The sequence below is a fragment of the Paenibacillus pasadenensis genome (assembly GCF_023715725.1).
Taxonomy (GTDB): domain Bacteria; phylum Bacillota; class Bacilli; order Paenibacillales; family Paenibacillaceae; genus Paenibacillus_O; species Paenibacillus_O pasadenensis_A.
In genome coordinates this window covers 418431-436712 of record NZ_JAMBOT010000003.1, presented here as the reverse complement: position 1 = coordinate 436712, position 18282 = coordinate 418431, and the positions used below count along the sequence as shown (strand labels likewise).

19 protein-coding genes are annotated in these 18282 nt (G+C 50.6%); 15 read left to right on the top strand and 4 right to left on the bottom strand.

The genetic code is table 11. The features are described 5' to 3' along the window. The first annotated feature begins 18 nt into the window (after positions 1–18). Together M3223_RS11030 and M3223_RS11025 are read left to right on the top strand one after the other, a co-directional pair. The gene (locus M3223_RS11030) at positions 19–156 is read left to right on the top strand and encodes a WYL domain-containing protein (RefSeq protein WP_353057687.1); all 138 of its coding nucleotides are present in this window, start codon (positions 19–21) and stop codon (positions 154–156) included. Between the two features lie 74 nt (positions 157–230). Next, positions 231–635 (top strand): VOC family protein, encoded by a 405-nt coding sequence (locus M3223_RS11025; RefSeq protein WP_251561343.1) that lies wholly within the window; start codon positions 231–233, stop codon positions 633–635. Positions 636–647: 12 nt separating this feature from the next. Here the strand turns inward: M3223_RS11025 and M3223_RS11020 are convergent, their stop codons facing one another. Together M3223_RS11020 and tnpB are read right to left on the bottom strand one after the other, a co-directional pair. Beyond that, positions 648–983, bottom strand: coding sequence for a VOC family protein (locus M3223_RS11020; protein WP_251561342.1), 336 nt, complete (start codon positions 981–983; stop codon positions 648–650). Positions 984–1069: 86 nt separating this feature from the next. Next, positions 1070–2212: an IS200/IS605 family element RNA-guided endonuclease TnpB gene (tnpB, locus tag M3223_RS11015; protein ID WP_251561341.1), complete on the bottom strand. Its 1143-nt coding sequence runs from the start codon at positions 2210–2212 to the stop codon at positions 1070–1072. A gap of 266 nt (positions 2213–2478) precedes the next feature. On the opposite strand from tnpB, the gene M3223_RS11010 reads away from it, so the two are divergent. The 4 genes from M3223_RS11010 to M3223_RS10995 all read left to right on the top strand — a co-directional run bounded on the left by M3223_RS11010 (position 2479) and on the right by M3223_RS10995 (position 6841). Continuing rightward, positions 2479–3459: a helix-turn-helix transcriptional regulator gene (locus tag M3223_RS11010; RefSeq protein WP_251561340.1), complete on the top strand. Its 981-nt coding sequence runs from the start codon at positions 2479–2481 to the stop codon at positions 3457–3459. A 90-nt stretch (positions 3460–3549) separates the two neighbouring features. After that, positions 3550–4476 (top strand): DUF4180 domain-containing protein, encoded by a 927-nt coding sequence (locus M3223_RS11005; protein WP_251561339.1) that lies wholly within the window; start codon positions 3550–3552, stop codon positions 4474–4476. Positions 4477–4668: 192 nt separating this feature from the next. Beyond that, entirely contained in the window at positions 4669–5295 is a 627-nt protein-coding gene (locus M3223_RS11000) for an RNA polymerase sigma factor (protein ID WP_251561338.1), read from the top strand. After that, a complete protein-coding gene (locus tag M3223_RS10995) occupies positions 5246–6841 on the top strand; it encodes a DUF4179 domain-containing protein (RefSeq protein ID WP_251561337.1) in 1596 nt (531 codons plus the stop codon). The genes M3223_RS11000 and M3223_RS10995 overlap by 50 nt, the downstream gene beginning before the upstream one ends. A gap of 259 nt (positions 6842–7100) precedes the next feature. Here the strand turns inward: M3223_RS10995 and M3223_RS10990 are convergent, their stop codons facing one another. Further along, positions 7101–9356: an S-layer homology domain-containing protein gene (locus M3223_RS10990; RefSeq protein ID WP_251561336.1), complete on the bottom strand. Its 2256-nt coding sequence runs from the start codon at positions 9354–9356 to the stop codon at positions 7101–7103. A gap of 336 nt (positions 9357–9692) precedes the next feature. Here M3223_RS10990 and M3223_RS10985 point away from each other — a divergent pair, with 336 nt between their 5' ends. The 7 genes from M3223_RS10985 to M3223_RS10955 all read left to right on the top strand — a co-directional run bounded on the left by M3223_RS10985 (position 9693) and on the right by M3223_RS10955 (position 15028). Then, entirely contained in the window at positions 9693–10070 is a 378-nt protein-coding gene (locus tag M3223_RS10985) for an ACT domain-containing protein (RefSeq protein WP_251561335.1), read from the top strand. 151 nt (positions 10071–10221) lie between these two features. Beyond that, positions 10222–10599 carry a GntR family transcriptional regulator gene (locus tag M3223_RS10980; protein WP_251561334.1) on the top strand — a complete coding sequence of 126 codons (378 nt, stop codon included), beginning with the start codon at positions 10222–10224 and terminating at the stop codon, positions 10597–10599. Positions 10600–10602: 3 nt separating this feature from the next. Next, a complete protein-coding gene (locus M3223_RS10975; RefSeq protein ID WP_251561333.1) occupies positions 10603–11316 on the top strand; it encodes an ABC transporter ATP-binding protein in 714 nt (237 codons plus the stop codon). Continuing rightward, positions 11317–12054, top strand: coding sequence for a hypothetical protein (locus M3223_RS10970; RefSeq protein WP_251561332.1), 738 nt, complete (start codon positions 11317–11319; stop codon positions 12052–12054). It abuts the gene before it with no gap. Between the two features lie 2 nt (positions 12055–12056). After that, complete coding sequence (locus M3223_RS10965) at positions 12057–13133, top strand: hypothetical protein (RefSeq protein WP_251561331.1); 1077 nt, start codon at positions 12057–12059, stop codon at positions 13131–13133. 28 nt (positions 13134–13161) lie between these two features. After that, positions 13162–14091 carry an ABC transporter ATP-binding protein gene (locus M3223_RS10960; RefSeq protein WP_251561330.1) on the top strand — a complete coding sequence of 310 codons (930 nt, stop codon included), beginning with the start codon at positions 13162–13164 and terminating at the stop codon, positions 14089–14091. Next, on the top strand, positions 14084–15028 hold the full coding sequence (locus M3223_RS10955; RefSeq protein WP_251561329.1) for an ABC transporter permease: 945 nt from the start codon (positions 14084–14086) through the stop codon (positions 15026–15028). Before M3223_RS10960 ends, M3223_RS10955 begins: the two co-directional genes overlap by 8 nt. A gap of 167 nt (positions 15029–15195) precedes the next feature. On the opposite strand, the gene M3223_RS10950 is transcribed toward M3223_RS10955, so the two are convergent. Then, a complete protein-coding gene (locus tag M3223_RS10950) occupies positions 15196–15936 on the bottom strand; it encodes a YceI family protein (protein WP_251561328.1) in 741 nt (246 codons plus the stop codon). A 178-nt stretch (positions 15937–16114) separates the two neighbouring features. Between M3223_RS10950 and M3223_RS10945 the strand changes: the two genes are divergently transcribed. Both M3223_RS10945 and M3223_RS10940 read left to right on the top strand, forming a co-directional pair. Beyond that, positions 16115–16798, top strand: coding sequence for a response regulator transcription factor (locus tag M3223_RS10945; RefSeq protein ID WP_251561425.1), 684 nt, complete (start codon positions 16115–16117; stop codon positions 16796–16798). Further along, on the top strand, positions 16783–18195 hold the full coding sequence (locus tag M3223_RS10940; protein ID WP_251561327.1) for a HAMP domain-containing sensor histidine kinase: 1413 nt from the start codon (positions 16783–16785) through the stop codon (positions 18193–18195). The genes M3223_RS10945 and M3223_RS10940 overlap by 16 nt, the downstream gene beginning before the upstream one ends. Positions 18196–18282 lie beyond the last annotated feature (87 nt).

The window sequence follows — 18282 nt, the reverse complement described above, 5'->3', positions numbered from 1 at the left end:
ACCGCACCGCGTTTGCATGTGGTGTTACGTGTTCGTCAACCGGATGATTTGCTGCAGTGGGTGCTTGGCTGGGGGGCGGGCGTGATTGTAGTGGCACCTGAATCGTTCCAACATCGGATTCTTGAGGAAGCGCAAAAAATGTTCAAACGTTACTGACATAACGCTGTCAGTAGCGTTCTTTTATAATTCGGTATGTAAACGGAACATTTATTGCAGGAAGGATGATATTGGTGAACTTCGCTTCTGTACGTATCATTACCGACGACGTGGACCGTCTCGTTTTGTTCTATGAAAAAATCATGGGTGTTTCAGCGGAGCGCCCTACCCCTGTTTTTGCCGAGCTCGTTATGCCATCGTGCACTCTGGCCATCGGCCACTCCCAAACGGCGCTGCTGTTCGGAATTGGTTCCGTAGTAGCGGCCAGCAATCGCTCCGTCATTCTTGAGTTCCGCGTCGACGATGTTGATGCCGAATTTGAGCGCTTAAAGCCATTGGTCGAGGATTGGGTACAGGAACCGACCACGATGCCATGGGGGAACCGTTCTGTGCTATTCCGCGATCCCGATGGCAACCTTGTTAACCTCTTTAAGCCTGTGACTGAGGAAGCGATCAAACGGTTCAGCAGCAGGGTTTGACGGGCGGGAGCACTAATTTCTCTCCGTAAAAATTTGAAAGGTAACTCCGAACCGATCGGTTACCATGCTATAGGCCGGACTAAAATAAATGGGCTGCAGGGGGACGAGTACCGCACCTTCTAAACGTAACGCATCATAAATGCACTCCGCTTCGGATACATCCTTTAAAGTTAGGCAGATGTTGACCTCACTCCCGTGCTCCAGCGGCTGGTTGGGTTCTGAATCGCTGACAAACAATTCGGAGCTTCCGACAACCAGTACGGCATGGGCAATGCGTTTTTTCATTTCTTCGGGCATTGGCTCACTGCCTTCTTGTTCGGGAGCTTCTCCAAACGTTTGTTTAAACACGACTTGCGCGCCAAAAGTCTGCTCTTGAACGCTCCCACCACCTGGAGAGGTGGAGGATTCTTGCGAACAGAGAAGCATTCTTCTCTTTAGGAGCAAGCGATCCCTGCGGTTCCCGCAGTTGAGTGGGGAGTTCCCAATAAACGTAATCCTTCTTGCCTGATGTTCATGCTCGCGTTATGATCACGGTCGTGGTGCGTACCGCAATGGGAACAACTCCATTCCCGCAGGCTAAGCTGTTTCACGTCGCGATTTCGGTTTCCGCACACATGACAAAGCTGACTGGATGGATAGGTTTTTGCCACGGTCTGAATTTGACGGCCATACCAAGCCGCTTTATAGGTCAGCATCGTGCGAAGCGTGGCCCAACTCGCGTCTCCAATGGACTTGGCCAGCTTGGAATGTTGCATGAGGTGACTTACCTGCAGCTCTTCCAGGCAGATCGTTTGGTTTTCACGAATCCACTTGGTGGAGAGCTTGTGCAAAAAGTCCTGCCGGCAGTTGGCGATTTCCTCATGAATTCGAGCGATTTTCTGCTTCGCCTTGGCATAATTCGAACCGCCTTTTGTTCGCCGCGACAAGCGGCGCTGCCAAAACGCCAATTTCTTTTCGAAGGTGCGGAGATGCTTCGGATTGGACACGACTTCCCCGTTGCTGCACACCGCAAGCGATTTGAGACCCAAGTCAACAGCTATGACTGTTTCCAATTCCGGAAGCGGCTCCATCTCCACTTCGCATAGAATTGAGACAAAGTATTTGCCTGTTGGGTTCTTCCGAATCGTGGCTGAAAGAATTCGACCTTCCACTTCTCTAGATTTGGCAAAGCGAACCCATCCTAGCTTGGGCAGCTTCAGACGATCGCCTTCCATCGCAATATTATCGTTCGTATATTTCGTGGTATAGCTTTGCACTGGATTCCGCTTCGATTTAAAACAAGGGGCCTTATTCTGCTTCTGGTGAAACCGTGCAAAAGCATCCGCAAGGCTCCGTACACTGGATTGCAGAGCCATGCTGTCCACTTCTTTTAGCCAGGAAAAGAGACGCTTGAGGGGAGGCAATCCGATGGCACAGGTGTTATAGGTCAGCCCTTTTCCTGATTCTTGGTAGGTTCGATTCCACTTTTCAAGGAAGTGATTAAAGACATAGCGAGCGCAGCCGATGGTTTTATGGATAAGCGTCCGTTGTTCTTCCGTGGGATAGAGGCGAAAGCGAAACGCCTTGTGATGCACCATTCAACCATCACCTCCGGTTTGTGGGCCTCCCCCAATTATAGCACATACGTTCGCTTTTTACAACCAAAAAATGCCGATTCATCCCCTCCTTGTAGAAGGTGGAGTATTATTAGCAAATCTTAGATAAAATGGGTTAATTTTACATTCATCGTACTTCAACTCCTTATAGTTAAGTTTGTACCGGACACATCTTCGATTGTAACGAGTAATGGTGACAATTCATGTCATAGTTAAAATGGTTTTTTACATGCGAGGAGGCTTACCGAGTGTCTAAAACCAAACGTCTGATGGAATTAATGATTGCGGTCAATCGCAAGCGCCAATTTACGGTAAAGGAACTTGCTTATGAGTTCGGTGTATCTGCGAGAACCATTCTTCGGGATTTGCAGGAGCTGAGCGAGCTAGGCGTACCTCTTTATTCTGAGGTTGGCCCCCATGGCGGATATCGGTTGTTGCAGGAGCGGCTTTTGCCGCCAATTGCCTTCACGGAACGAGAGGCTGTGGCTATATTTTTCGCTGTCCAGGCGCTGCGTCATTATTCGTCCCTGCCGTTCGAAACGGAGACATCTGCTGCGTTAAACAAGTTCTATACCTATATGCCGGAAGATGTGCGTGAACGGATTGATCAGATGAGAGGCAGAGTTGACTTCATAACGCCGGTTCGGCAAGCGAAGTCACCGCATTTATCCGTATTGCTGGATGCCGCCATCCAACAGGTTGTCTTGCATGTGGAGTATAAGTCCAAGCAGCAGCGGGGAAAGCGGGAAATTCAACCCGTAGGCATCTATACCCAAGGGGGATTGTGGTATTGTTTGGCCTATTGTTTTCTTCGCAAGTCTTTTCGTGTGTTCCGCTGCGACCGGATTCTTTCCGCTGATCCCTCAAATTCCCCGCCGCTTGACTTGCAGCAGAACCATTTGGAGAGTAAGGAAGGGCTGACTCGTCATGAAGGCGAAACGGTATATCTTTATGCTGAATTGTCCAAAGAAGGAGTGGAAGCATGTGAGGCGGATCTTTGTCCCGTTCCTCTGCTCCATGTCCGAAAAGACGGCACGGGGTGGCTCGAGGGAGATATAGCGAGAAGTGATATTCTGTTTTTTGCTTCTTATTTTGTCGGGCTTGGCAAGGAGGCTGTGGTGAGTGAACCGAAGGAACTGCGTGCGACCATTAGAGAGCGGCTGGCTGATTTGTTGACTCACTACGCAGATAAAATGGATGAAGGCAAAGATATGGAAAAAACCTGTTGAGATATTTCAGCAGGTTTTTCTTTTTCAAATCTTTATGTTTTTCTAAACATATGTTACAGTAAACCTATGTTATTGAGGGAAGGTTAGACGATGAACATCCAACATGCGATTTTAGGACTGCTGCGGAATAGAGCGCTTACGGGGTACGACATGAAAAAAGCCATGCAGAAGTCCCCCATTATCTACTGGTCGGGCAACAACAGCCAGATCTATCGTGCGCTCGCCGAGCTTGAAAACGACGGTTTTGTCCGTGCACAGGTTCAACAAGGAGAAGCTTCTCCGACAAAAAAAGTCTATACGCTGACGAACAGCGGCAAAGGTAAATTGCATCGGTTATCGCTGGGAACGCCTGAGCTTCCGGAAATCCGCAAAACCTTTTTGATGCAGCTGGTATTTGGCGGAAACCTTACGAAGCCGGAGCTTGAATCCTTGCTTCAACAATACAGCGATGAAGTGAAGGGGATGGCGCTCGCCGTGAAAGGCGAAGTTTCCTCGGCTGACAATATGTCATATGAGTCCGTAATTGTGGAATTGGCGTTGGAGAACATTCGCCAGTCCTATGAGTCTGAGTTGGCATGGATAGAAAAAGTCCGCTCCGTGGCGCTTCCGCTGGCGGCGGAAGCATCCGACCTACAAGAAAAAGGACGTGAGTTTAAGATGGAATTCATCAAGGTTCAGAAAGATGGAAACGACTATATTAAGGTTATTTCCGGGCAAATCCGGGAGGAGCAAAACGGGGTGGATCTGGTGGCCGCCTGTGCGGAAAATGGAACCGACAAAGTTATGCTCCCTGCAGACTGTCTGTCAGAAGATTTTCTTCGTCTCTCCACCCGTGTTGCCGGATTGGTGCTGCAAAAGCTTGCAACTTACCACATCAAAGCCGTGGCCGTTATGGATGCCGACAACGTTAGGGGAAAATTTAAGGATTTCCTCATTGAAGCAAACCGCGGAAAGTTATTTCATGCCTTTGAAGACATGGAGCAGGCTGAAACATGGCTGCTGGCGGAAAAAAACTAGGACGCTGTGCAATTCAGCTTCTAATCGTCCATGTATCTAAGGGCACCTGTGGAGGGTGCCTTATTTATTTTGACTGAGAATCGATTTTAGGAAATAAACAATCGACAATGGAGCCTGGTACATTTATGTACAGACTCCTTTTTTTGCATTCCGGTGAGAGAAAAGATACAGAGGAGGAGTCTTAGAGTTGAGATGACGCAAGTGTGGGATGGCGAAGGAGGGCAAGGAATGGAGCAGACCGATGATCACTCCATAATTGAAGCCGTACTACACGGCAATAAACAGGCGTATACGGACATCGTTCGGCGCTATCAAAATAAACTTTACGGCCTGTTTCGCAAAATGGGATCTTCCGAGGCAGACGCACAGGACTTGACTCAGGAGACGCTAATTAAAGCTTATCAAAAACTGGCATCGCATAATCCTGCAAAAAGTTTTGCGGGATGGATCTATACCATCGCTGTTAATTTACAGAAGGATAAGGGCAGCAAAGCAAGGCCGGATTCGATTATGCAGGATGATGTTCGATGTGAAGAAGAAACGCCGGAATCAAGGTTATTGCAAAAGGAGCTGCGCTCCGAATTGGATCGTCTGTTGGAGGTGCTGCCTGAGCATTACCGGCTCGTATTTATCTTACGGTACACCAATCAACTTAATCATGCAGAAATCGCCGAAATCACCGGTATGTCGGTACGGCAGATCACCAATGTAATATTTCGTGCCAAAATTAGCCTGCGGAAAGTCGTAAAGGACAAGGGGGGACAGCGTTATGGCATTCTGGGAGCGTATCGAAATGAAAAGAGCCAGTCAAAAAGCTGAGGAAAGCCTGCCGACGATGCAAGACAAAATCTTAGAAGATGCGCTTTTTACAAAGGAATTGGCAGATGATTTCACCAAGCAGGTCATGTTTAAGCTGGAGGATATTGAGATTGAACCGGTATTAAAAGCAGATCAACTCCCCGAATCCCGAGCGCATAACGTTTTGCAATACCCTTCTATTGCAGCCCAGGTAAAACGCAGCCAGGCGGACGTTCGTTCTTCGCGTCTCAAAATCTGGGGCGCAGCGGCGGCGACTATCGTTCTGGTGAGCAGCACCCTGCTATTTACACAGCCCAGCCTAGCGGGCATGCTGCGCTCATTGTTTGCAATGGACGGTTATGTTGACAGCGGAATGGAAAATGTCCGGGATATGGGATTAATTCAGACCTCAGTTGCCAGTGCTTCCAACCAAGGGTATACCTTGAAGGTCAATGAAGTCATTGCCGACTCAACTCGTATTATTATCGGAGTCGATGTTTATGACGCCAAAGGCAACGCTGTGGCCGGGCAAATTGACTATGCAACAGCAGATTTCAACGTTTATTTTATTGAAAAAGGGAATTTTGGAGACGTTTCTTATGCCAGACGGGATGGCGGAAACCAATCGACAAACAGGATCGAATTGGATTTTATGCGTGGTGTACTCACTGATAAGCTGCAACTTGATATTCACATCAAGAAATTGTATTTCTTGAAAGAGAGGTCCGTTATTAAAACGGTTGAGGGAAACTGGGCGCTCACTGTGGAAGCCGATTTGGCAAAAGCAAAGGCCCAGACACTTTTTACTGAAATTAATAAAACCTATGAAACCCCTGGTGGAATTCAAATTCATATGCAGGGAGCGACGCGGACACCTAGCGGCGGATCACTGGAATTTACCACAAAGCTCTCCCCTGAAGCATCCCGAAGAGCAGTAAATGGGCAGAGCGGGTTCCATCAGCTTAACTTTCGTCTGGAGGATGAACAGGGCAACCTGGTGGGGGATAGCGTATTGTTTGAGCTTAACCGCCGGTACGAATTGGAACGCTGGAGCGGGTTAAACCAATGGTTCTACCAGTTCAACAATTTCCCCTACGATAAGCAAAAAATCCGGTTCGTTCTGGATAGTTATGTGATTCGGGAAAAGAGCGAAGCATCGGTCACATTTGATCCGGCAAAAATATCAGCAGAACAACCGGCGATATTTGAAGACTCGGGCGACAAGCTGCTTTTACATGGATTACAGATTAATCCGACTAAACCTGGTTCAGATGACATACTTGCGACTATTCCGCTTGGTGGAACTGTGAATAACGAAATCTCCAAGGACAAGTGGATCGCTATTGATGAATTTGGAAAGGAGTATTCCGTTCATTTCGCCGGCGGTATTTCGTTTGGCACATCAGGCCAGTTTAGCTTGGCAGATGCTAAATTTGTCATTGACGACTTAGATAAAAGGCCCACAAAGTTGACTCTTAAACGCACACTAGTCAATCGTTGGTATCGGGATTCCAAATGGTCCTTTATTATTCCGCAAAACGGAACAACAGGCGTCATTCCAGAGTGAGAGAGCTAGCGGGTCCTCTGCATGCAGGTGAAGCAAGCTTGCTTGAGATAACAAACCACTGATCTTACCATTGTGCCTCTCCGCAAATTGAGATTACTGTGTTGGTCAAATTTATTCATTGACATAAAAAATGCACCCGTAGAAGTCCATCGGATAGGTTTTATCCAATGTCATTTTAAGGGTGCATTTTATATTATTTCGGCGCTTCATTTGATATTTCTATTAAACGATTGTTCTGATGCTTATTATTCCTACAGTCTTAAGCCGGAGGATCAACCGTCACCGAAGCTTCTTTCGTTACGGTTTTACCCGCAGCGTTGGTAACGATAACTACCGCGACGTAGGTGTTTGGAAGATCCCAATCGATCTCGACATAGTCCATATCGTTATTAGGAGCATGGAAACCTTTTTTGACGATGGTACCCAGCTTGGCATTAGCCGGAATCTGGTTGATATAGTTTGAGTTAATGTCCGTACCTTTGGAATAATTCAATCCAGGCGTTTCCGTAGAAGCAAGATAACCGGCCCATTCTTTGTTTTTCACCAGAGGATTCGAAGTTTTGGTGTTGGTGATTGGTTGAGGTTCGCCATTGCTATCGAGTGTGAAGTACTTGATCTCCACGTTGGATTTAGAGTCGTCCAGATTCAATTCATCAGTCATGCTGAACGTAAGCAGCAGACCGCCGCCTTCCATGAGCGTGAGTGCAGGATCGACGTTGAAGGTCGGAGCAGCAGGTTCAACGGTAACGGAAGCTTCCTTCGTTACGGTTTTACCCGCAGCGTTGGTAACGATAACTACCGCGACGTAGGTGTTTGGAAGATCCCAATCGATCTCGACATAGTCCATATCGTTATTAGGAGCATGGAAGCCTTTTTTGACGATGGTACCCAGCTTGGCATTAGCCGGAATCTGGTTGATATAGTTTGAGTTAATGTCCGTACCTTTGGAATAATTCAATCCAGGCGTCTCCGTAGAGGCGAGGTACCCGGCCCACTCTTTGTTTTTCACCAGAGGATCCGAAGTTTTGGTGTTGGTGATTGGTTGAGGTTCGCCATTGCTATCGAGTGTGAAGTACTTGATCTCCACATTGGAGTTAGAGTCGTCCAGATTTAATTCATCAGTCATGCTGAACGTAAGCAGCAGACCGCCACCTTCCATAAGCGTCAGTGCAGGATCGACGTTGAAGGTCGGAGCAGCTGGCTCAACGGTAACGGAAGCTTCCTTCGTTACGGTTTTACCCGCAGCGTTAGTAACGGAAACTACCGCGACGTAGGTGTTTGGAAGATCCCAATCGATCTCTACATAGTCCATATCGCCATTAGAATGGAAGCCTTTTTTGACGATTGTACCCAGCTTGGCATTAGCCGGAATTTGGTTGCTGTAATTCGCGTTATTGGCCGTGCCCTTAGAATAGTTCTGAGCAGGGAGTTCGGTAGAAGCAAGGTAACCGGCCCACTCTTTGTTCTTCACCAAAGGTCCGGACGTTTTGGTGTTGGAAATGGCTATGCGCTGGCCGTTAGCGTCCTTCGTAAAGTACTTGATCTCCACATTAGAGTTGGCTTGGTCCAAATCCAAGTCTTCGGCCATGCTGAACGTAAGCAGCAGACCACCGCCGTCCATGAGTGTGAGCTCAGGATTAACGTTAAAGGTCGGGGCAGCTGGAGTCGCAGTTGGTGTTGCAGTAGGAGTAGCCGTTGGAGTCGCAGTTGGTGTAGCTGTTGGAGTTGCAGTTGGGGTCGACTCTGGAGTCGGAGTTGGAGTGATAGTTGGCCCCGTTGGAATAAAAGGTGTCGGCGTCGGTGACGGTGTAGGAGATACTGACGGTGTCGGCGTCGGGCTTGATGTAGCTACGGGAGTTGGAGTGGCCTGCTGAATAGCCTCAGCCGATACAAGAAAGTTTTTCCCCATGACAGCAGCTTGTTCGCGATTTGCAAACCCCTTCGGGTTAAACGTGCCGTCTGGATTGCCTTTAATCAGACCGTATTTTAATGCAATCGCGACGGAATCTCTTGCCCATGAAGAGATATCATCCGAATCTTTGAATGTCAGTTCAGCATTAGTTTCCTCAAGCTTGCCCTGATACTTCAGTGAGTTAACGAGAACGACTGCAGCGGCCTCACGTGTTAAAGTGCCATTTGGACTAAACATTCCTGCACCAGTGCCCTTAATAATTCCTGCTTCAAAAGCGGCGTCAATATAAGGAGCTGCCCAGCCGGTTACGTCTTTAAAAGTCGTTGATGTAGCCTTGGTAGTGTCGACCTTTAATCCCATAGCCTTCACCATAATCGTTACGAACTGAGCACGAGTGAGCTCGCCTTTTGGATCGAATTGAGAGCCGTTTACACCCGTCAGTATTCCTGCTTCAACGAGTTCCTGAATAGCTTCTTTAGCAAACGAGTTCTCAATGTCCGTAAAACCTTGACTGGTAGAAGCTGCATAACCGATTCCTGCTGAAGAAACTGCACCAAATAATAAAGCTGTTGAAAGCGATGCCATAATGAACTGCTTTTTCACCCTTCATACCTCCACTATGTAAAAGATAACAAAACTATCCAGATAACCGAACATAAAAATGGGACTTAGGATTGGAATTCAAAAGACCTATTAATCGACAAAATTGAGTCTACAGATTCTGTTGCTGGTATCTGTTTTGAGACTAAATGCCCATGTAATGCCTAAATTATCCACCCACTTCCTTAATGTGTCAATTAAAAAATTCTCATTTTACGCGAATTGAATTTCCAGGTGCAGCAAACGAACGAGTCAACTTGAGCCCCGCTCCCCCTTACGGGTAGAATAGAAACCAGCAGCAAAGATGCTGGTTCAACAGGTTTTTGAAGGAGGAATACCATGAATTTAACGATATTGGACGCGACATTTGCCGTTGTTAAGCTCCCCCCGAGCGCTGAAGTGCCGTCCTGGGCGGATCAAGGCGAGTTTGTTTCGATTTCCCGGACCAACGAGGAGCTTTCCATCGTCTGCTCATCGTCGGTAATACCGGATAATACGCAGGCTGAGCTGGAGCAGGACTGGAAGTGCATTAAAGTGGAAGGTGTGCTGGACTTCGGGCTGACCGGCATCCTCGCTTCGTTGGCCAATCCACTGGCGGAAAAGGAAATCAGCATTTTTGCCATTTCCACGTTTAATACCGACTATTTGCTGGTCAAGCTGCACTCCATTGACAAGGCAAGGGCAGCATTGGAACAGGCTGGACATACGTTCATCTAGGCAGCCGCATAACCTCTCCTCAAGGCGTCGCTTCGGCGCCGGGGAGAGGTTTTTTTTGTTGACAACTCATGCCGGGATGATTACATTGATCTACATGAGGTGCACTAGTCAAATAGTGCACTGGGTTGTTGCTATGAAGGAGGTGTGCTTATTGCAGCTGGATTTCAACAATCCGAAGCCTATTTATTTGCAGATGGTCGATGAGGTCAAGAAGTCTCTCGCCCGGGGCGAACTGAAACCGGGAGATAAGATTCCTTCGCATAAAGAGCAGGCGCATTTGTCCAAGGTAAATCCCAACACGGTTCAAAGAGCTTATCAGGAGATGGAGCGGGAGGGGCTGACGGAAACGTTGCGGGGACAAGGGACTTTTATTAAGAACGATCCCGAGCTGCTTGTACATATCCGGTCCGAAATGGCGCAGACGGCGGTGCAGCAGTTTATCGAGGAGATGAACGGGCTTGGTATCAATCCGGCTGAGACGGAGCGGCTTTTAAGTGAACATTTATATAACGGGAAAAAGGAGGTGTGAGCGATGAATATACCAGACAATCAGCCCGTCATTGAGCTAAAGGGACTGCATAAGCGCTATTTGTTAAAACATGCTCTGCGCGGCATCGATCTTTCCGTCCGCAGAGGCAGCATTGTCGGCCTGCTCGGGCCAAACGGAAGCGGGAAATCCACTTTGCTCAAAATGATGGCCGGCCTCATTCATCCCACCTCCGGCAGCATTACGGTTAACGGCCTCACGCCCGGCGCGCGCAGTAAAAGCACCATCGCCTATCTGCCGGAAATCGATCATCTTTACGGCGGCATGACGGTGACGGAAACGCTGACATTTATATCGGCGTTTTATGCGGACTGGCAGCCGGACAAAGCAGCTGAAATGCTTGACAGGCTGGAGCTGGATTCCAACCAGAAGGTGCGCAATTTGTCTAAAGGAATGCGGGCGCGCTTAAAGCTGATCGTTGCTCTATCCCGTAAGGTTCCGCTCGTGCTGCTGGACGAACCTTTTTCCGGCATCGCCCCGCCTTCACGGGAAAAGATCGTTCGTTCCATCATCGAGGAGTTCAATTCCGAAGAGCAGACCATTATTTTGTCTACGCACTCGGTGAACGAGGCGGAGCCAATGTTTGACGATGTCATCTTTCTGTTCGAAGGCCAGATTAAACGGTACGAATCCGCCGACCGGCTGCGCTCCGAATTCGGCTGCTCCTTGGAAAACATGTGGGAGAAGGTGTGCATGTAGATGGGCTTCGGTCAACTGTTCAAAAAGGAATGGAAAAGCATTTTTCCTTTATACGCCGTCTTCTGCGCGGTGGTAACGGCCTATCATCTCTTCACCTTATATAGAGGCGCGGGTTGGGAAGAGGACTTTATTTTTGTCAGCACCTTCATTATACCGGCTGTAATCGTCGGGCTGTTAACGGTCGGAATGGGATATTACCAGCTGCAGACGGAGTGGAAAACGAATTCGATCTATCTGCTCTTGTCCCTGCCGATTCGCGGCTGGAAGATCATGTCGGCGAAGCTGCTGGCATCGCTGCTGCCTCTCCTTGTTTCAATGAGCTGGATCACGGCAAGCTTTGCGGTTGTGGTTTTGAGAGGGAGATGGGATACGATGCATGACTTTTTCCCGCCGCTGCTGCCGTTTTTGCTCAATGTGGCGCTGAACAGCCTATGGATGTATCTGTTTACAGTCGTTTTTCTGGCGGTGCTCCTCCAGTTTTCTTTTCTATGCGGACAGCTCGCTGCCAGGTTTCAGCGAACCTTCGCCTGTCTTGCTTTTATCGGCGGGTTATGGCTGGTCATCCGCATTAGTCCTCCTTTATCGGGTCTGCTGGCCGGAATTCCGGGCATAGCTTTCGGAAGCGATGACACGGATCTGCTCTATCTCCATTCAGGCCCGTTCCTTGTCCTGCTGCTGCTCTGCGCCGGACTGGTGTGGTTAAACGGTTATTTGTTTGAGAAGGAAGTGGAGGTGTGAACATGGGATTTCGGGCAAAAAGGGTCGTGCTCCTCGCAACGATGCTTGTGCTTTTCACACTCTCTCTTGTGGATGTGGCGGTGAAAAAGGAAGAGATGTTCGAGGCATTTGGCATCCAGTTCCTGAATGAGGACAAAACCTTGGCACACGAGCAATCACGGCAAGGTATAACAGCCACCGCGGAGAACGAGCTGTCCATCGGACGGGATGGCGTTCGTGAAGTGCGCCTTTCCGGTACGGGAACCGAGATGACGGTGAGCCGCGCAACTGGAGATTCGGTTGAGCTGACGTATAAGGTCACCGCCTCAGCGCTGAACGAGGACAAGGCAAACAAGCTGCGGGATGCGGTAAAGGTAGATCAAGTGCTCCGCGACGGCGTGTTGTCGTTGTCGGCTTCGTTGAACGGCAGGCCCGTTCATGACGACGCTATCGCCATTCAATATACCTTGCTGTTGCCGGATCAGCTCGGCCTGTCGGTTCGCAATGAGCAGGGCTCGGTTCATATCGAGGATATTCAGGGAGACGTAGAAGCTAGCGTTGTGGACGGTATGCTGGAAATTTTCCGGGTGGTCGGCGATGTGTCCGTGTCTTCCACGGATGGGACTCTTTATTTGTCCGAAATTAGGGGCGGGGTTCAAGCCAAGAGCGTGTCCAGCGAAACGACGATGGTGAAAATCACGGGCGCGGCAGAGCTGGAGAGCGAGTCCGCTTACAGCTTTATCAACGAAATTGAAGGCTCGGTTACAGGCAGTGTGAATGGCGGCGGGCTGCATGTTCGCGGAGCTTCCGGTCCCGTACAGCTGCAGGTTCAAGCCGGGGATATGCAGGTGGAGGAGGTTCGGAACGATCTGATTGTGTCCGGCCAAAACTCTTCCATTCGTCTGATGCTGCCGCAAACGGGGGGATATAAGCTGAATGCAGTTGTCACCTCAGGAAAACTCCGCACAACGCTGCCGTTTCCGGTGGAAGAAGCATGGAATGATAACGGCGAGGACCGGGTTAGCGGGGTAATCGGCAGCGGCAGATGGAATGCCAAGGTGGATGCAACGGATTCAGCAGTCATGATTCATTCCGACTGATAAACAATCTAATCAAGGAGGTCTATAAATGAGTCAGGAACCGGTTGTAAGCTTGCGTCAGGTGACCAAAAGGGTAGGCCGGCATACGATTATCGACAATCTCACGTTCGATGTGCCGCAAGGGGAGATTTTTGGATTTCTGGGGCCGAACGGAGCCGGAAAAACGACAACGATCCGCATGATGGTAGGGCTGATGTCCATTACGAACGGGGAAATTCTGATCAAGGGCAAAAACATCAAAAGCCAGTTCGAACAGGCAATTCGCCATGTTGGCGCCATTGTAGAGAACCCGGAGATGTACAAGTTTTTGAGCGGATATCATAACCTGGTCCACTACGCGCGGATGATTCCGGGCATTCCGAAGGAGAGAATCCGTGAGGTAGTGGAGCTGGTCAAGCTCGAAGACCGCATTCACGACAAGGTCAAAAAATATTCGCTCGGCATGCGTCAGCGGCTCGGAGTCGCTCAAGCGCTGCTGCACCGCCCGTCCGTGCTTATTCTCGACGAACCGACGAACGGTCTTGATCCGGCCGGTATCCGCGAGCTGCGTGATTACCTGCACTATTTGACCCGGGAAGAGGGAATTACCGTCATTGTGTCCAGCCACTTGCTGTCCGAGATGGAGCTGATGTGCGACCGCGTGGCGATTCTTCAGAAGGGGCGGCTTGTCGACGTCAAGCGGATTCAGGAATTCATGAACACGGACGACAAGGCGCAGACGTTCCTGATTGAAGCGCTGCCTGTCGAGCAAGCTCTTGCCATCGTCAGGGAGGTGGAGGGAGTGAGCGGAGTGAAGCCGGTTTCCGAAGGAATCGAGCTCATAGCTGACCGGGCGGTTATTCCCGAAGTGGTTTCCCGCCTTATTGAGGCGAATATCGCGATTTATGAGGTCCGTTCGGTCCGCCAGTCGCTGGAAGACCGGTTCCTGCAAATTACGGGAGGTGAGAAAATTGGTTAGCCTGATCCTCAATGAAAACATGAAGCTGTACCGCCGGATAAGGACATGGGTTATGGTTGTGCTGATGATTGGAGCCGTCCTCCTGGGGAGCTTTATGGAATGGCACTATGACGATAAAAGCATGCAGGGCGACGGCTGGCGGACGGAGATTGCGGACGAACAGCGCCAGATGCAGCAAGGCCTTAGCAGCCCCGATATGGGGGACGATACGAAGAGGTATTATCAAGATCAAATTTTGATCAACGACTATCGCTTGGAGCATGACATCCGTCCAACCTCGGGTACGATGTGGGACGGCATAAACGGCTCGGCGGAGCTGATTGTGCTGATTACGCTGTTCACGGTTATCATTGCGGGGGACAGCCTGGCGGGAGAATTTGCGACGGGAACGATTAAGCTGCTGCTCATCCGGCCCGCAAGCCGCTTCAAAATATGGCTAGCCAAATATTTGTCGCTCATCCTGTTCAGCCTTATGCTCTTATGCATTCTGTTCGTCGTATCTGTGCTGTTCAACGGGCTGTTGTACGGGTTTGGGTGGATGAACCTTCCGCTGCTTGAGGTGAACGGCTCCGGTCAGGTCGCGGAGTATAATATGGTCGCAAATTTATGGAAAACGTATCTGCTGAACGGCGTATCGACCATTATTTTTGTATCGATGGCGTTTATGATCTCGTCCGCTTTCCGCAGCAGCACAATGGCAATCGGAATTTCCATCGCTGCGTTGTTTGCAGGGGCGATTCTGATGGAGCTGCTGCAGGCTTACGATTGGAGCAGATACCTGCTGTTTGCCAACATTGATCTTTCACAGCATCTTTCCGGCCGGCCGTATCAGGAAGGAATGACGCTCTCCTTCTCGATTATTGTACTGGCCATTCACTTTGCGGTATTTAACCTCGTCTCATGGCTCGTCTTTACGCGCCGGGACGTGGCGGCATAATTCTAAAACGAATGCAAAAAACAGGCTCCGGGCGGGTGTGCCCGGGGCCTTGTTATGTAATTAGGCTATCCAGCGAGGCAGGGCGGCCGGAGCGGCTGCGTAATCAGTGTGGAAAATAGCATATATAAACGCCCCGTCCGCCTTGAAGGCAGGCGGGGCGCTGCGCGTTAAGCCTTGTCCAGCACAAGCTCAAGCTGAACGCCAACCTCATTTTCCGTCTCCATTACAACATTATGCGGGTTTTTCATGCCGAAGTCTGCAAAGGTGACCGTCGTTGTTCCCGACACGAGCAGCTGTCCGTTCTGGTAAACGGCTTTGCTGGCGAATACGGCTTCTTTTTCGATGCCGCGGACGGTAATCGCGCCTGTCATTTTAAAGTCATAAGCCGTTCCGTCTGTCCACTCGGATGGCAGCCCATCAAAGGAGGAGACAGTAAATGTCGCTTGCGGGAATTGAGCGGCGTCCAAAAATTCCGGGCCGGTAATATGCCCGTCCCGCTGCGAGTTGCCCGAATCGGTTGAGCTCATCTCTATCGTAGCGGTTGCCGCAGTTTGCGCCCAATCATCCACATTTAACGACCAGCTGCCGCTTACCGCTTCATTGACAAAGTTGACCGTTTCCCGCGACGTGGTCACGGAGAAGTAAACTTTTGCCGCATCCGCTATTTTCCATTCTCCGTTCAGCTGCTCCCCGGTCACCGCTGCTCCCGCAGCAGAATTTAACGTTCCGGTAGTTCCGCTGCCGCTAGCCTCCTGGGTCTGGTTCGACGCATTGGTGTTGTTTGAAATAACACCTTCCACTTCTACGTTATTGCCGAGATAGTCGTCCGCCAGCGCATACGCGCCTGCCCCAATAACAGCGACAGCAGCAATACCGGTCGCGAGCCAAAGCTTTGCTTTTTTGTGCACAGTAGTTCCTCCTGTTCAGCCTGTTTTTTGTAAGAGTTCGAGATAACCTTATCAGCCGAATATGTCGGGAGAATGTCAGGCAAAAATAAAGTCTATCTCGTTGAAAATCCCCTTGCGGGGAGGCTGCTCCTATGTAAAAGTAGCAGTACGAATAGGAAGGGAAGGGGGGCCCGCCGTGATGAAGACGATTTTAATCGTGGAAGACGAGGAAGCCATTGCCCGTGTTCTGGCGGCATATCTCAAAAAAGCCGGATTCCGCGTCGACCGGGCGGCGGACGGGGAAGAGGCGATGCAGCAATTTGAAGCGGGAGACTACTCGCTTGTGCTGCTGGATATTACGCTGCCCGGCATGGACGGCTGGGAAATATTGCGGCTCATACGCGCCAAAAGCGCCTGTCCGGTCATTATGCTGACCGCCCGCGACCGGCTTCAGGACCGTCTCGGAGGATTGAACGGCGGAGCCGACGATTATATGACAAAACCGTTTGTGCCGGAGGAGGTTGTCGCGCGCATTCAGGCGGTGCTGCGCAGGCGGCCGCATTGGACAGACGGCGAGAGCAGGCGGTATTACGGCAATCTGCTGCTCGATTATGCGTCCCGTACGGTGTATTTGAATGCGGCGGAAGTGTCTCTGACGCCGCGGGACTTGGCGCTGCTGCTGTTCCTCGCCGAAAGCCCGAACCGGATTTTCACGCGGGAGCAGCTCATTGAGCAAGTATGGGGCATGGATTATGACGGGAGCGACCGAGCCGTCGACCTGTCGATTAAGCGGCTGCGCCAGTCGCTTTCGCATTGGTCTGTGGAGGCAGGCGAGATTCGCACGCTTAGAGGAACGGGGTATCAATTTTGGATCGGAGAGTAAAAAAGAACAAACAGACGTCCATTCTATCGTACTGGACGCTCCGCTACGTCGCTATTTTGTGCGTGGGCTTCGGGATTATCGTGGTTAGCTCCTTGTACCTGATTCGGGAGACAGCGACCGACAATCGGCTAAAGGCAGCGGGTCTGCTCGGACAAGAAATCGCGGACCGCGTCGCGGCCGGGGATGGTCGGCCTGTCATTCCGCCGCATATGGACAAGCTTCTAGGCAGCCGTCTGGAGTATTTTAATGTGGATGGAGAAGTATGTATCCTCATTACCGACCGGGATGGGAAGCTGTTATACTCCATGCCTTATACGAGTCAGCAGGCTATGCTGGAGCGGATGACGGCGGATCTGAAGCACTCCAAGAACCCGAAAGAAAAAGCGGTCACGACGCCGGTTGTCGCAGGCGAGGGCGCGATTGGCCAGGTCACTCTGCTCATGTCCAAAAATTCACTTGCAGCCAGCTCTTACGAACTGGAGCTGCTCCTGGTGATGTTAGGCACGCTTATTCTTTCCGGCTGGCTTACTCTCTATTTGCTTTCACGCAAGCTGTCGCTTCCGATCCGAAAGGTGGCGGAAGGAGCTCGGCTGATTCGGGCCGGTCAGTACGACGTTGACCTCAATGTGGAGACGCGCGAGCGGGAAATTCACGAGCTGGTCGATTCCTTCAAGGAAATGGCCGGGAGGCTGAAGCAGCTTGAGGAATGGCGCGCGCTTTCGCTGGGAGGCGTAACGCATGAGCTGAAAACCCCTGTGACCTCAATTAAGGGGTTGTTGATGGCGGTGCGCGACGGAGTGGTCACGCAGGAGGAAGCGCAGGAGTTCGTCGATATTGCCGTGCAGGAGACCGGCCGTCTGGAGCGGATGGTGTCTGATTTGCTTGATTACAATGCTCTTTCGGCTGGCAGCGTGGAGGTCGTAAGCGCAACGGTTGAGCTGCGCGCGTTAGTGTCGGAGATCGTTTACCAATGGGAATTGACCAACAGACAGCCCGATGCCGAGGTTTCTCTCGAGCTGCCGGGTGATGCGGTCCATGCCGTGGGAGATGCGCTGCGCATTCAGCAGATTGTCGTCAATCTGCTTAACAATGCCCGGCAGGCGGCGTCTTCAGAACGGCCGCAGACGATTCGAATACGCGTAGCCGAGGCCGGACACCGCGCTATGGTCGAGGTGGCGGACAACGGAATCGGCATCGATCCCCAGGAAGCGCCTCATATTTTTGAACGGTTTTACCGGGGAGAGAAAAAAAGGCTGCGGACGCGCGGCCTTGGCCTTGGTCTGACCTACAGCTGTTTGCTGGCGCGTGCCCAGGGAGGAGAGCTGTCGCTGCTCTCCAGTTCTCCCGATGGCTCCGTATTTGTGCTCAATCTGCCGCTAAGCTCGGAAAGGAATTAGGCTGACTAGGCACAGCTCCAAAGTGACAAAACTGTCACTCCACTCCGCCTTGACTCGATGGTTGGCATCTCACGGCCACGCTATAGT

Coding starts and splice junctions, on each gene's coding strand:
- M3223_RS10945 (WP_251561425.1), top strand. CDS start 16,115: ATGAAGACGATTTTAATCGTGGAAGACGAGGAAGCCATTGCCCGTGTT.
- M3223_RS10960 (WP_251561330.1), top strand. CDS start 13,162: ATGAGTCAGGAACCGGTTGTAAGCTTGCGTCAGGTGACCAAAAGGGTA.
- M3223_RS11005 (WP_251561339.1), top strand. CDS start 3,550: ATGAACATCCAACATGCGATTTTAGGACTGCTGCGGAATAGAGCGCTT.
- M3223_RS10970 (WP_251561332.1), top strand. CDS start 11,317: ATGGGCTTCGGTCAACTGTTCAAAAAGGAATGGAAAAGCATTTTTCCT.
- M3223_RS10995 (WP_251561337.1), top strand. CDS start 5,246: ATGGCATTCTGGGAGCGTATCGAAATGAAAAGAGCCAGTCAAAAAGCT.
- M3223_RS11000 (WP_251561338.1), top strand. CDS start 4,669: ATGACGCAAGTGTGGGATGGCGAAGGAGGGCAAGGAATGGAGCAGACC.
- M3223_RS10975 (WP_251561333.1), top strand. CDS start 10,603: ATGAATATACCAGACAATCAGCCCGTCATTGAGCTAAAGGGACTGCAT.
- tnpB (WP_251561341.1), bottom strand. CDS start 2,212: ATGGTGCATCACAAGGCGTTTCGCTTTCGCCTCTATCCCACGGAAGAA.
- M3223_RS10985 (WP_251561335.1), top strand. CDS start 9,693: ATGAATTTAACGATATTGGACGCGACATTTGCCGTTGTTAAGCTCCCC.
- M3223_RS10965 (WP_251561331.1), top strand. CDS start 12,057: ATGGGATTTCGGGCAAAAAGGGTCGTGCTCCTCGCAACGATGCTTGTG.